This window comes from Stenotrophomonas sp. YJH_SMC_43 (assembly GCF_059372535.1).
The window spans coordinates 788350-801267 of the sequence record NZ_JCAFVQ010000002.1 but is presented as its reverse complement, the minus strand read 5'-3'; the positions used below and the strand labels follow the sequence as shown (position 1 = coordinate 801267).

Genomic DNA, 12918 nt, shown 5'->3' with positions numbered 1-12918 from the left:
GCAATCCGGTCGCGGCACCGCAGGTGGGCTACAATCGGCGCCGCGCTGCAGGCCCGGATGGCGAAACTGGTAGACGCATCGGACTTAAAATCCGCCGGGGGCAACCCCATGCCGGTTCGATTCCGGCTCCGGGCACCAAGGCTTTCAGGGCCATCCAGCCATCCAGCGAAAAACACCGCTGTGCAGTTTTTGTGCAGCGGTCACTCTGCAGGCTTGATCTTCCCTGCCTCCTTCGCCGCAAGGATAGCTGCGACTTCCTGCCGCAGCCTGTCCTGATGCCGGATCACCCACTGTTCCATCCCGGCGCGGCCCGTCCACTGGTTCTGGCAGGGCCTGACAATGTGCCGCCGGTAGTCCAGATGGAAGTCTAGGAACGCCTGCCACCGAAGGTCGTCCACCCTCTGCTGGATCCGGGCCACGCAGATGAAGTCCAGACAGATCATGTCCGGAGCCTGGGTGTACGTTGAGGCCTTCTGCCACGTGAATCCGGACGGTAGTTCCATCCCAGGGAGGATACGCCTCTCCGTCTCAGGGGCTGCGATCAGGCCTTGGCTTCTAGGGCCGCCAGCCGGGCGTCGAGCGCCTCGACCTTGGCCGCCTGCAGGTCGTTCTCAGTCGCCAGCGCCGAGACCATGAAGCACAGCAGCTCTTCCTTGCGGAAGCTGTAGCGGTCGCCAGCTTCGCGGGCAAGCTGGATCAGCTCGCGACCTGCCTCACGGGTGACCTCGCCAGTTTCCTGATCTACCTCCGCCTCCCACTCATGCCATTGCTCCGGCTCCGCCTCCCACTCGTCGTAACAGATGAACGAGTAGGCGAGCGGGTCCAACCCATGTGCCTCCATCACTGCGATAGCTGCCTGAACAGTCGGGCCAGCATGTAGCCGGTCCCCGGTCAGCCACTCCCAGATGGCCGGAAGCCGGGCCAGCTTCGAACCGGCCTTGCGCTCAGCATCAAACAGCTGGCGCGGCTCGGTCTTTAGGCGGGCGTCGGACCCCGTGATGGGGGGATTGAAGACATACAGATTCGCCCATCTAGCAGATGCTGAGCCGATGCTTTGGGTGTTGTCGGTGTCAGGCTGCAGACGATACGGAGTAGAGATTTGTTGACTGTCAACGTTGATCTGTAGAACGCGCGCAAACTGCGAGCCGAACCCAGAATTGCGGGCATTGAAGTTTAAGCGGTTGCCATCGGTGCTAACCAGAAATCCATACTGCCCAGCGGTAGATTCAAACCAAAAACCAGTCGATGCTGCTAAACCACGGATAGGGTTTGTTCCTGTGAGCGTCTTGATGCCTGCGATAGATTCGTCACCGACAGTTCCCACAGCTTGAATCGCCGTCCTCTGCGCCGCCTGAGTGGTGGCGGCAAGCAGGGTTCGCCCTACGGAGGTGACGGTATACGTCGCCCATGCGGTGCCGTTGTAGTACAGCGACAGGTCAGCAGCGGCGGCAAGTCCGGCGATACCAGCAAGGTTGCCGAGGGCGAAGTTGCCATCGGCACCTGCAGCGGTCCGGGTCATCACGTTGTCGGTGGCTGCCGGGGTGCCAACCGGGTATACGGAGGGGTCTGCGTACTTAGGCATGGGGATTCCTAGCGATCGAAGTCGTAACCGATGAGCATCAGCGACGCTGAGCCGGTGATCAGGCCGAGAATCGGCCCGATGAGCGGGAGGGAGTTGTCCAGCAGGACCGTGAACTGGCGAGAGGCGTTCAAGGTCACGTCCAGCACCGGAGACGACCCGGGGACTGCGGCGTACTGGAAATTGGTTGCCGACGGCGCGCCAACGTCCGAGCGCGAGAAGTACAGGCTGAAATTGGTTGGGTTCAGCGCCTGTACGATGGCCCGGTTGGCGGTGATCGGCAGCACTGCTGACAGATCGATGGTCTGCGGCGTCGTTGCCACCAAACCTGACAGCAGCGTCACGGGGACGGATCCAGCAGCGCTGGCGGCATCGAGCATCACCCGGTTACCCATCTCTGCAGGCCGCGTGTGCTTGCCGGGGCGCAGGATGCCGCTGGCGTTGGTCCGACCCGAGATCAGGTAGCGCCGCGTGGTGTCGCCAGTCTTGCAGCGGGCCGTGCCGAGGTACGGCGTATCTGGCGCAACAGTGCTGGCCTCCAACGCCAGTGAGCCACCAACCCCATACCCGTACAGGTGATAGAACGTGTTCGGCGTCAGCCCAGAAAGGGTAATGCTGGCCGTGCCATCGCTGGTGATGCGTCCAGTGCCAGGGATGTAACAGACGCCCGGGCTGACACTGACCGTCAGGCCGTCCAGAGCCACCGAGGCCTGCAGCCCACGGATGATGGAAATTGAAGGATCGAGGGCCATTAGTTCGCGATGCTCCTATCCGAGAAGCGGCGCCACTTAGTGCCGCTGGCGACTGTCGAGTCGTACCAGCACGGCTCACGGCCACCAGTTAGATCGGTGATCGCCACAAGCTGGAAGTCGTTGACGCCAGTGAGCGCGTTGGCAGCTGCCAGCGTCATTGCAGGGAGGGTCTGTAGGCTGGCGAGCGTCTGCAGCGACCACGCCCCACCACTGGACCGAAACGCGTAGCCCTGCCCCGACAGACCAGCAACGCCGGTCAGATTGGCCGGGACGCCCGACAGCCACTGGTAGGGGATCTGCGCCGAATTGGCGTACAGCGGCCTGCCCTGCTGGTCCGTCAGCGGGTTGCCAAGCTGGTCAGTCAGGATCGACCAGCGCAGCAGCACATAGGGGCTGTTCGGGCCATCCAGTGGCGCCCACGCCAGACTCTGCCGGGCATAGGGCCACCCGTCGTTCGGCGCCTCGGGGAAGTACTTGTTGATCGTGCCGGGCGGTAGATCGTCGGTAGTGGCCGTCTGGGTTCCGGACACCCTGCCCTTAGCATCGCGAGTGATCTTTACCAGCGACGCACCAACACCGGAATCGGGCAGGTTCGATAGCGAGATGGTCGGCAGCCCCGCCGCCGCATTCCCGTTCGCCACGTCGATCTGCTGGGCGGTGCCGGTGATCGTGGCGGCTTTGGTGCCAGTGACCCGGCCCTTTCCGTCCCGGGTGATCGCCAGCAGTGTGCCAGCGCCAGAGTCGGCTACGTCGGCCAGCCCCAGCGTGGTGACGCCATCGGTGCCAACGGATTTTGACAGCTCGCCAGAAGCTACAGAGATCGAATCGGAGACGGAAAACCAGCCCTTTGAGCCAGTCGGCCCGGTGCCGTAATACATCGTGTTGCCGGGGGCGTCTTCGTCGCCAAGCAGAGAGATCAGAACTATCCCGCCTGGCTGCACTAGACCATCCACATTGACCGAGTTGGCGCCGAAGATGGAGAAGTTGAGGGATTGTCCGTCCTCCAGCTCAGCCACCCGTGCAGCTAGGGCTTCATACAGCGCGCGTAGGTCATCGCTTGACTGCGCAGAGGCCATCCGCAGGAAGTAGTTGGCCCATGCCTGCGTGACCCTACCCCCTTGGTCAACAACCGGTTGATCGAAGCGCGGCTGCTCGGCTGGTGTTGGCATCAGCTGGTCACCTTGCCGATGGCACGCCAGGAGAACTCAAATGGGGAGGTGAGGCGAAGACCAGTCCGGATATCGTCAACCCCGGTATTCCAATCGACAGTTGCCCCATTCACCGATGGCGTAGCCTTGATGACGCCGGTATAGCCTTCGGTAACGATGGGGCCCGCTTTCTGGATCAGAACCTGGATCACCGGTACATTCGTATATGCCACCGGGAAGTTGAACGACATGGTGGCGCTCTGCGCATTGCTCGCAGGCATCGTCTGCACGCCCCACTGATCCAGGACTACCGAGCTGGTTCCGGTGATCTTGACCGAGTTGTCTGTCACCACTACCGGCGACGTTGGCGCTACCGGCTGAGCTTGTAGGACATACCCACCACCACTAGCGACGACCATCTTGCCGTCCGAGCCGGTGGGGTCCGGAAGCTGGATCAGGTCGGCCCACAGGACCACAGATCCGTCATTGGTTAGGAACTTCCCAGCCTCCAGTGTCGGGAAGACGTTATTTCCCGCAGATCCATCATTGACGTCCCGGGTCCAGATCACGGCGCCAAGGCTATCGGTCAGCCGGACGGAATAGGACCCAGACAGCCAGATGTTGACGTTTGCCCGGCCCGAGCTGTCCAGCGGCACGGGGTTGGTGTTTGGGATCGTCAAGGCCTGATTCGACCACGTCATGCGCGGGTTGGTTGTGCCTTGGTCGTAGAACTGCAGGAACCCACCGGCCACCGGCTGGTTGCTCAGCAGGTCGAAGTAGACCGGATTCGGGTCGTAAAAGCGTCCGCTCATGGGATCTCCCAAAGAAAAAGCCCGCGATTGGCGGGCTCCGGGCATAAAAAACCCGCTCAAGGCGGGGCTTCGGGTGTTCAGGTTGTTAGCCGCTGGCTAGGAGGCTGACCACACGATCAGGGCAGCCCCAGAAAGGGCCACGGCTAGCATTGCCGTGAAGGCCAGGACGAGGCCCACACGATCAGCGCCTTTCGCCGTCATGTTTCCTTTAACTCCAACATGGGTTTTGGGTGTACGATTGCTCATAGTCCTCCGTGGTGCAGACACGTGTGGATCAATGAAGGGTCACCAGCTCGCAACTGGTGGCCCTTCGCCGTCTGAGAGGGTCACTCTCCAGTATGGACCAGGTTTTCTGGCCCTCTGTTCTCTATGGGTACTGAATCAGCAGGGTCCTCTCTTACTACGTTCCGATCTGGATCGGCTTCCATGTTGTACGGGTACTGATTCAGCCCTGCTGGCCGCTCCCTACTCTGGTTCGCCCCGAAATAGCCCCTCCCTGCACCCCAGCCAGATGGGTGGTAGGATTCGGGCCAGATATCCACAGGCCCGGGCCATGAGTAAGGAAAAGTTCGACCTCTCCAATGTCGGCGGACAGCCGAAGGATTGGATGCAGAAGAGCCATGAAGCCGAGGTTGCCTCAAACTGGCGTGAGCCTTGGCTAGTTGTTGGCCTTGTAGTGCTTCCGCTACTGATTCTTGGTGGGGTCGGATACTTCTTGTTCTCGTTGCTCAAGTACGCTGGCAAGTTCAACTAGGGAATCGTCTCCTGATTCCTGCCCAGCGACTCGCATAGCGTTCAGCGCCCCAGGGATCGCCCCTCTCGGCAGCGTGGTAGTCCGGGCCATCCACTTCACGGCGCTTGGGTTGGTCAAAATCCGGGCCACCGCATTTGCGCCAACGCCGCTCAGCGCGAGAGGCGCCGTTCCGCCAGTGAACAAGCTGCCAACCAGCGCAGCGCCATAGGTCATCGCAGCCGCTCGGTTCGCGGTGCCTGACGGATTGGCGAACACCTGCGAACCACTCTTGACGTTGTCTGCTACCCGGGCGATCCGATCCACGTCACGGCTGAAATCCTTTCCGTAGCGGTCAAACAAGGCGCGCTTGGCCTCCGGACTGACCCGGTTCCAGTTGGTCAGGAAAGTAGCGGCACTGAACGCCTCTCCGGTTGCATCCTGAGCGCCAGGATTCGCCAGCCCCATGCGCTTGATTACTGCGCTGGTCACCGCCTTCTGGCCGTCCTGCGGAAGCGACTGCATCACAGCCCGCAGCGTCGTGCCGCCGTCACGGGTGCCCGACATCGCGGCGTTGTAGATCGCCTCACCACCTCCGTTCTTGTCGATGACGCGCTGGACCTGCTCCAGACGGTCAGCCGCAGCCCGGGTGTAGTTATTGGCGCGTTTGGCTGCTGCTACGGCCTGCGGACCTTGGGACTGCGCCGCAGCTTCCATATCCCGCGACAGGGCGGCATAGAGCTGCTTGAGCTCGCGAGTTGGGGTCTCCGGCGACAGCGAGAAGTCGCTGATCTGCTCGCCAATGTCGGTCCGGATGCGCTTGAGCGCCGAGTACGGGATCTGCCCGCCACCCGCCTGTAGGTCAGCAGCAAGGTTCTGCTGCAGGGCTGCGATGCGCGGGTTGATGAGCGATCCGGTAGTTTCCACGGCGCCAGGCATAGGAGTAGTCAGCTTCTGAACCGTCTGCATGGTGTTGCTCAGCCCAACCGGAGTCGACTCAGGGATGAACCTGTCGGCCTGCCAGTAGAGCGCCCGCTTCTGGGCATTGACGTTCTTGGCGAACGTCTCGGCGCCACGCTCGATGGCACGCCCTGCCCGCTCAGCACTGGCGCGCGGCGTCAGGTTGTCGGCCAGCCTGCCCAGGCCTTCGCCGATGTCTTCGCCCTGGCGCGTGGCAAACCGGTTCATCACCCCCGCACTGGTCGGACCGCCAGCCAACAGGTTTTCGACACCCTGAACCATGCGATTCCCCGATGCCTGCCCAACGGAGGGAGTAGCGCCCAACCGCTCAAAGTCGGCCAGCGTGTTGCGCATCTGCTCACCCGAACCGCCACGTACAGCCCCGCGCAATGCCGCGCCCGTTCCTGCTGCCAGTGCGCCCGGGCCGAGGCTGCCAGCCAGACCGGCCAGCAGCTGGTTGCCCTGCGATGCACCAGACTCGCGGGCCAGCGACGATGCACCAGCACCGCCAGCAGCAGACACCGCCTGCATGGCAGGCTGCGCGGTAAGGAAGCTCGCCAGCTGATTGGCTGCCGGAGCCGCTGCACCGCGTCCAACGTTCGCCAGGGCATTGATGCCGCCGCCGATGCCGAGCGTCAGGCCGGTGCCTGTCAGCGCCTCGCCCACATCGCCAAGCACGCGGTCACCGGAGGTCTGAGCCTGCGGCAGACCAAGACGGTCAGCCAGTGCTGAGGCTTCCTCCCGGTAAGGACGTGCCTCCTGCATTCCGAGAGTGCGGGCGATGGGGTTGCCGATGTAGGTGTTGAACGCGTCGCCACCTACGGCGCCGAGCAAGCCTCCCGCGCCCTGCAGCACCGAGCGAGCGCCATAGGCAAGGTCACGCACTGGACCATACTCCCAGCCGTCAGGTGCGCGCTTCCCGCCAACGATCTCGAGGTTGAGCGGAGCTTGGTCAAAGCCCTGGCCGTCATCAGCCACTATGGGGTCGGCGTCCCACGGGTTGCCCTGCGCCTGCATCTGAGGCGCAGCCGGGGCCTCAACGATTGGATCGTTGTCCCAGGGGTTTGCCATTAGCGCTTCCTCCGCTGGGTGCCGTCCGGGGCAATGAACAGGGCGCCGCTCGGGAGTGCGTTGTACTCAGCTGCGGACTGGATCTGGCGCGGGGCAACCTGCGGCTGCATCTGAGCTGGAGCACCACCAGCAGCCTGCGCCTTGGTCTGCGCACGAGTGATCGCTGCCTGAGCCACGTCGCGAAGGTCCTGCAGGGACTGCCGGAACGCGGCCTCGCTTTGATCGCGATTGAGCCGGGCGATTGCCTGCTCAGCCTTGGTGCCTTCCACTTCAGTGATGGCGCCGCCGCCCTTTAGGCTCTGGAATGCCTGCAGGAACGTACCACCCTTGATCTGATCCAGCAGGACGCGGAAATCAGTGGCATCTGTGCCAGGGATGTAATTCCTTGGATCGGTGCGGCCAGATGCGCCGACCGCAGTTGCAAGGCCTGGATGGCTGAGCGCCTTATCGATCAGGTTGATGGCGTTGGTGGATTCCTGCATCACCCGGGGCAGGCCCTGAATCGCCTCAAGTCGCGCCTCAGCCTCGCCCTTGGCCTGAGCCGAACCACCAGCCTGCTGGATAGCTGCCTGTGTGCGCATTGCGAGCTCGTCGGGCAGAAACCGCTGCTGAGCCTCCAAGCGCGCAACCTCGCTAGACCCCGCCTTTTCCGCTGCTGTCGGGACGCGAACCGGACCGGAACGCGGCGGCAGAACCATGTTGGACGGGACCTGTTGCCCCGCAGCCTCAGCGGCGCGGATCTGCTGCTGCACTTCGGGCGGAAGGCTCGGGTCAATGGCGAACTGGCCGGTAGCACCCTGCATCGGCGCTTGGCCGCCGCCAATGTCCACCACAGCGCCAGGACGGCCGCCAGAGGTGACCACGCCGTAGGGTAGAGCGCCCTCCTGTTCCATGATCCGGATCGATGCGTTGTTCGGCCCAAGCACACGCTGCGAGCCGTCACGCATGATGGCGACTCGGTTGCCGTTGCCGTCGATGTAGGTCGACTGCACATTGCCGCCGACGCCCATGCTGGGAGCGTTCTCAGCCACCGCCAGCACCTGATCGACAATCGGCATGACCGAGGCAGCGTCGAATTCGTCCGGGATCTGGGTGCCGAAGCTGCGCTTGAGGAACGGAACCGCCGAGCGATAGATGCCAGCCTGCATCTGCGGGTTTGCAGCCGACTGCTTCAACGACTTGGCAAGGCCGAACAACTGCTGCTGCTGGCGGTTACCCTCGGCTTGGAACGCCTGTGCGCGCTGCGGGTCGAGCGCAAAGGCGCGGTCTGTCGCAGCAAGGTCGCCCGCAATGACCTGCGGCCCGATCTGCTGCAGCTCGGCCAGCATGTTGCGGTTCTGGCGGTCCTGCTTCTGCTGCTGGCCCAGCGCAAAGCCACGGCTGTAGCTGTCGAAGAAATCTGCCATATCAGCGGTTCCCGAAGTAGTTACCGGCGAAGCCGCCGATGTTGCTGAGCGCGTTGTTCCAGGCCTGACCCTGGTTGAGGTAGGCCGATGCGCGGGCATTGCCTGCGTTGGCGAGCTGGTTGCCTACCTGAGCGCCAGTGTTCTGGCCGAGGCTGTTCAACTCGCTGTTGGCCTGACTGCCGAGACCAGCAAGTCGGAAAAGGTTGTTGGCAGCGTTCCCGAAGGCCTTGGAGCCGAGGTTGGAAGCGAAGGTCATCCGGTCAGCGTCGGCGCCACCTGAGTACAGGCCGCCACGGGCCGCTGCACCACGGTCCAGCGCGTTGATTCCTTCGTCTCGGGCAACGAGGAAGTCAGGCGTCTGATAGTAGGAGCTGAAATCAGGGGTGCCGCTGCCGGGGTTCAACACACCACCACCGGCCAGAGCATTGCCCGTTCCACCACCGGTCGAGAACTGGAGCCCGCCGCCACTGCCGGTGCTGCCGCTACTGAAGAACCCCAACGGGTCGTAGCTGGTGCCGCCGAACTGCCCGGCGAGGTTGGCCGGATCGGTCACCTTGTCGAAGAAGCTGCGCTTCTTCTTCTTGGCTGGCTCAGGGTTGCTGATCTGGATCCCGCTGGAGATGGGCGCCGAATAGGTCGGAAGCCCATACCACCCAGCTAGAACATTGAGCGCGCCATTGCCAGTCACCTGATACGGCAGTGTGTCCGCGCGGCTCTGGCTGTACATCGCCAGTTGCGCCCGGATCGCGTCCTGAGAGGCGTTCGACGCCGCGTCGCCAGCCCGGCCAGCCGCGTCGGACTGCATCTTCCCGCCGATCAGGCTTCCGGCCGCTCCTACAATTGCACCTGCAGCAGGCATATCAGCTCTCCAATACCGAGTAGTCGTCGTTTGTCACGGCCCAGCGATACGCCAGCCGCAGCCCTTTGTTCTTGTTGTCCAGCTCGAAGCAGCGCTTGAACGCCCACACAGGGCCGTCTGTACCGCGCACCCATAGGTCGATGTCCCAGCTGTAGTGCTTCACGTCGTGGGCCACACCGCCGCGCCGAAAGGCCTTCTCGGCCACGTAGTCCAGGCGGAACCCGACGCGCTCGGTCAGCCGCATGGCCGGGATGTTGTCCACCGGCACCTTCGTGACGATCTTGGTCACCTCGGTGCCGCAGAACAGGTACTCAGCGGCCTGTGCGCAAAACCCCGCAACTCCCTTGGAGTGCGGAAGGAACATCGTGTGCACTTCCACCACTCCGTCACCCAACCGGTGGAAGAAGAACCCGCCGCCCTCAAACTCGATGCCGATCCCCTGATCGAAGATCGCAGACAGCGGCAACGGCCCATCCACGCCGTCCGGGGCAATCCACGGACGCACGGCGGGGTGATCCATGACTTCCTGCAGGAAGCATGGATCGGTTGCGATTTTCATCAGTCGTCCGTCTGTTCCGGGGTCAGCACCGCGCCGAGTACGTCGGTCTTGCGGGCAGAGGAAGTGGTGAACTCAAAGATCCAGTTACGCTTGCGGCCAATCCGCATGTAGCGCTGACGAACCTCATACTCACCGGTAGCGCCCAGCGAACGCTCCTTCCAGTTCGACCAGTTCCGGCCCCGGTCGGTGCTGTACCGCAGCTTCAGGATGTGATCGGTATCGGCCATGTCAGAGCACGCAGGTTGCGTTGGCGTAGCTGGCGACGTTCTGGCCGATAGCGACCAGCCGTGCGAGCGGCGGTGACCATGCCAAGAGGCGGAACGAATTCAGGCCGTTGTAACGAGTCCACGTCGTGCCACCATCGACGCTCACGGCAGTGCTGTTCGTGGCGCCTTGACCCACGGCAATCAGCGCACCCATCTCGGGGATGTCGATGATTGACGAGAAGGTCTGTCCACTTGCTACAAGGCGATTCACATAGGTCCCATCGTCCAGCCGCTCTCGGATCAGCCCTGATGTGGCGATAAAAGTCCGTCGCAGGCGCTTGGAATAGAGGATCGTGACGAGAGTGTTCCCAGCCCAGCCTGGGATGGTCGACGTGGTTGTATATGGCCCAAGTGGCGCGGTTGAGGTCGCTGTATTGCCATTGAAGCCATTCACAAAGAAGTAGAGTCCCAGGTGTTCTATGAACTCCCACGCGTCAATACTCACCGGGGCAATGGGGCCCGTTGTCCATGTGAGACCATCTGCGCCTCCGGCCATCATCCGCGAACCAGAGTTCCCAAGGAACTGCCCTTGAGTGAACCTCATGGAGCCAGAATCTACTGTGGACGGGGTTCTCTGGGTGACAGTGACTCCGCCATCGTCAGACGTGTATATCCCCGAGGTGCTAGTAGTAAGTGCCAACCGTCCAGTGATGGGGTTCTCTGCGACTCCTAGGAAATCTGTGGAACCGGACTGCGGCCAATTGATTCCATCAGTGCTTATCTTTCTACCCGGGCCAGTGCATGAGATGAATTGGTTCCAGTACGTGGACCAAATCACTTTGCCAGCGCCTAGTGGGGACACATACGCGCCGCCCGGCAGCCACGTGGTGAAGTTCCACGTCAGCGGCTTGATTGTGAACTGAGCTTGGAAGTTGGCGATGCGGCCCACGGCGTCGCGGGCCTGAGCGGAAACTGTGAAGGTCCCAACCTCCGGACTGGGCCAGCTCAGGGCGCCGGTCGGGCTGATGGTCAGCGTGACAGGCCCAGCAGACTTGCGGATGGTCACCGGAGTGGAGCCGCCAGTGGCCGTCAGCGTCGCGGTGTAGGTCGGGCCTGCGCAAGCGTCGGCGAGCGTGCCAGACAACGTCGGAGCGCCAGGGTACTGAGGCGCAGGGCCAAGAGGCGCTTGCGGAACAGTCGGCAGCGTGCCGGTGCCAAAGATCAGCTCCGCGTTGGGGATGATCAGCTGGCTTTGATTGTCGTGCAGGACGCCAGTCACGTGGCGCCGGATCATCGGAGACTGCCCCTCAAGGTAGTAGTCCCACTCAATGACCCAGATGCGGCCCGTCTGGAAGTCGCCGCCGTACCACGTGTTGTCAGACTTCACGATGTGGCTCAGGCGCCAGCGGTCCATGCCAAAGGACTGGCGGCGGGTCCACAGGCCGGTGACCACGTCGTAGCCGAAGGTCAGGCCGCCTGGGAAGGTCAGGTAGTAGACCTTGTAGCCGCGATCCTCCCACACGTAGGAGATGGCCTCGGACCAGTTGTAGCCCGCAATGGCTTTCTCCAGCGGCTGCGTCGAGATCCGGCGCGCGGCATAGCCGTCAAGGCGGTATACGATCCCGTCGTCACCCAGCCAGAACAGGCTGTTGTCCAGCTTCTGGATGGTGTGGCGCGACGCGCAACCACGGGTGATGGACTGGCGCCGGTTCTGGAAGGTGCCCGTCTGGCCGCCAGAGTTGAAGAAGAATTCAACGGTCCGCTGACCGAAGACGACAACCTCAAACTGACTGACCGCAAGGCCTACGATCTTGTCGGGCGATGCCTCCGCCTCGTACCGATCAAGGGTGTTGTAGTCCGTTGCATCTGCCAGATTGGAGTGGAACCAGTACCGGCCCAGCGGCTCGACGCCGAGCATGTAGGAGTCGAGGTAGTCCGAGGAGATCGAACCCGGATAGCCCTCGTCCGTGATCTTGGTGAAGGTGTTGTCCACCGTGCTGTAGACGTAACCACCACCGCCCTGCCCGTTCTCGACCAGCAGTTGGTAGCCGGTCTTGAACTGGTTGTGCGTCATCTGCACGCGGCTGACGCCAGGGATCAGGCCAAGCGCATCAACACCGCCATCAACCCGCTTGCGATACAGCGTCTGCCCAGAGACGAAGTACAGCTGCCCCTCAAGGTCGTGCATGCCACGGATAGGCGCGGAACTCGCACCCAGCCACAGGCTCTCCCGAAGTCCCGGGCACGTCTCCAGCTTCCACGGCGTGCGCGTACCCTCAACCTCAGCACGAGTCGGCAACCAGTTCACCGTGTCCTGGCACGACCACGGCAGGCTGTCGTCGGTGTAGAAACCGCCAACCATGGCGATGGGCTGGGCGCGCATTACCAGCGATGCCCGTCGCTGCGGATGTTGTAGCGGCACCGGAAGCCCGGGATGCCTCGCTCCATCTCCATCGGGCTGGACGCGAACACGTCAGCCAGCACGTCAGACTTCAGCCGCCGAGCCTCTTCAAATACATCCGGGTCAATGCTCACGCCGTAGCGCGGGCGAAGCTTGACGGCAAGGTTGTACATGATGGCCTCGTCGGCCTCAGGCACATTCGGCATCTCGTCGGCTGGGTTGGAGACCGGAGACCAGCCCACCGAGTAGCCGTTGGCTTCCCAGCGGATCATCATTTGGTTGAGGGTGAAGATGCCGGTCTCCATGTCCTCGGCCTCAGGGGCTTCGGTTGCGTCGAGAACACGCAGTAACCCCAGGGCTCCAGAAACGATTTCGGAAACCTTCGACATGGCAATCCCTCAAAAAGAAGGGGCGCCCCGAAGGACGCCCCTGATC

At 62.7% G+C, this 12918-nt stretch carries 12 protein-coding genes and 1 tRNA gene; 1 reads left to right on the top strand and 12 read right to left on the bottom strand.

What is annotated here, in order from left to right; translation table 11 throughout:
• The first annotated feature begins 51 nt into the window (after positions 1-51).
• Positions 52-138: transfer RNA gene (locus tag AC5QAH_RS10170), tRNA-Leu, on the top strand.
• A gap of 62 nt (positions 139-200) precedes the next feature.
• Here AC5QAH_RS10170 and AC5QAH_RS10165 read toward each other — a convergent pair.
• The 12 genes from AC5QAH_RS10165 to AC5QAH_RS10110 all read right to left on the bottom strand — a co-directional run bounded on the left by AC5QAH_RS10165 (position 201) and on the right by AC5QAH_RS10110 (position 12872).
• Entirely contained in the window at positions 201-443 is a 243-nt protein-coding gene (locus AC5QAH_RS10165; RefSeq protein ID WP_495232324.1) for a hypothetical protein, read from the bottom strand.
• Between the two features lie 98 nt (positions 444-541).
• Positions 542-1582 (bottom strand): tail fiber domain-containing protein, encoded by a 1041-nt coding sequence (locus tag AC5QAH_RS10160; protein WP_495232323.1) that lies wholly within the window; start codon positions 1580-1582, stop codon positions 542-544.
• An 8-nt stretch (positions 1583-1590) separates the two neighbouring features.
• The gene (locus tag AC5QAH_RS10155; RefSeq protein WP_495232322.1) at positions 1591-2331 is read right to left on the bottom strand and encodes a hypothetical protein; all 741 of its coding nucleotides are present in this window, start codon (positions 2329-2331) and stop codon (positions 1591-1593) included.
• Complete coding sequence (locus AC5QAH_RS10150; protein ID WP_495232321.1) at positions 2331-3500, bottom strand: hypothetical protein; 1170 nt, start codon at positions 3498-3500, stop codon at positions 2331-2333. The genes AC5QAH_RS10155 and AC5QAH_RS10150 overlap by 1 nt, the downstream gene beginning before the upstream one ends.
• Complete coding sequence (locus AC5QAH_RS10145; protein ID WP_313470870.1) at positions 3500-4291, bottom strand: hypothetical protein; 792 nt, start codon at positions 4289-4291, stop codon at positions 3500-3502. The genes AC5QAH_RS10150 and AC5QAH_RS10145 overlap by 1 nt, the downstream gene beginning before the upstream one ends.
• A 685-nt stretch (positions 4292-4976) precedes the next feature.
• On the bottom strand, positions 4977-7052 hold the full coding sequence (locus tag AC5QAH_RS10140) for a hypothetical protein (RefSeq protein WP_495232320.1): 2076 nt from the start codon (positions 7050-7052) through the stop codon (positions 4977-4979).
• On the bottom strand, positions 7052-8458 hold the full coding sequence (locus AC5QAH_RS10135) for a hypothetical protein (protein WP_495232319.1): 1407 nt from the start codon (positions 8456-8458) through the stop codon (positions 7052-7054). Before AC5QAH_RS10135 ends, AC5QAH_RS10140 begins: the two co-directional genes overlap by 1 nt.
• Before the next feature lies 1 nt (position 8459).
• Entirely contained in the window at positions 8460-9317 is an 858-nt protein-coding gene (locus AC5QAH_RS10130; protein WP_495232318.1) for a hypothetical protein, read from the bottom strand.
• Between the two features lies 1 nt (position 9318).
• Positions 9319-9876, bottom strand: coding sequence for a GNAT family N-acetyltransferase (locus tag AC5QAH_RS10125; RefSeq protein ID WP_495232317.1), 558 nt, complete (start codon positions 9874-9876; stop codon positions 9319-9321).
• Complete coding sequence (locus AC5QAH_RS10120) at positions 9876-10103, bottom strand: hypothetical protein (RefSeq protein ID WP_495232316.1); 228 nt, start codon at positions 10101-10103, stop codon at positions 9876-9878. Before AC5QAH_RS10120 ends, AC5QAH_RS10125 begins: the two co-directional genes overlap by 1 nt.
• A gap of 1 nt (position 10104) precedes the next feature.
• A complete protein-coding gene (locus AC5QAH_RS10115) occupies positions 10105-12465 on the bottom strand; it encodes a packaged DNA stabilization protein (RefSeq protein WP_495232315.1) in 2361 nt (786 codons plus the stop codon).
• Complete coding sequence (locus AC5QAH_RS10110; RefSeq protein ID WP_495232314.1) at positions 12465-12872, bottom strand: packaged DNA stabilization gp4 family protein; 408 nt, start codon at positions 12870-12872, stop codon at positions 12465-12467. The genes AC5QAH_RS10115 and AC5QAH_RS10110 overlap by 1 nt, the downstream gene beginning before the upstream one ends.
• Positions 12873-12918: the final 46 nt, after the last annotated feature.

Coding starts and splice junctions, on each gene's coding strand:
- AC5QAH_RS10165 (WP_495232324.1), bottom strand. CDS start 443: ATGATCTGTCTGGACTTCATCTGCGTGGCCCGGATCCAGCAGAGGGTG.
- AC5QAH_RS10160 (WP_495232323.1), bottom strand. CDS start 1,582: ATGCCTAAGTACGCAGACCCCTCCGTATACCCGGTTGGCACCCCGGCA.
- AC5QAH_RS10155 (WP_495232322.1), bottom strand. CDS start 2,331: ATGGCCCTCGATCCTTCAATTTCCATCATCCGTGGGCTGCAGGCCTCG.
- AC5QAH_RS10150 (WP_495232321.1), bottom strand. CDS start 3,500: ATGCCAACACCAGCCGAGCAGCCGCGCTTCGATCAACCGGTTGTTGAC.
- AC5QAH_RS10145 (WP_313470870.1), bottom strand. CDS start 4,291: ATGAGCGGACGCTTTTACGACCCGAATCCGGTCTACTTCGACCTGCTG.
- AC5QAH_RS10140 (WP_495232320.1), bottom strand. CDS start 7,052: ATGGCAAACCCCTGGGACAACGATCCAATCGTTGAGGCCCCGGCTGCG.
- AC5QAH_RS10135 (WP_495232319.1), bottom strand. CDS start 8,458: ATGGCAGATTTCTTCGACAGCTACAGCCGTGGCTTTGCGCTGGGCCAG.
- AC5QAH_RS10130 (WP_495232318.1), bottom strand. CDS start 9,317: ATGCCTGCTGCAGGTGCAATTGTAGGAGCGGCCGGAAGCCTGATCGGC.
- AC5QAH_RS10125 (WP_495232317.1), bottom strand. CDS start 9,876: ATGAAAATCGCAACCGATCCATGCTTCCTGCAGGAAGTCATGGATCAC.
- AC5QAH_RS10120 (WP_495232316.1), bottom strand. CDS start 10,103: ATGGCCGATACCGATCACATCCTGAAGCTGCGGTACAGCACCGACCGG.
- AC5QAH_RS10115 (WP_495232315.1), bottom strand. CDS start 12,465: ATGCGCGCCCAGCCCATCGCCATGGTTGGCGGTTTCTACACCGACGAC.
- AC5QAH_RS10110 (WP_495232314.1), bottom strand. CDS start 12,872: ATGTCGAAGGTTTCCGAAATCGTTTCTGGAGCCCTGGGGTTACTGCGT.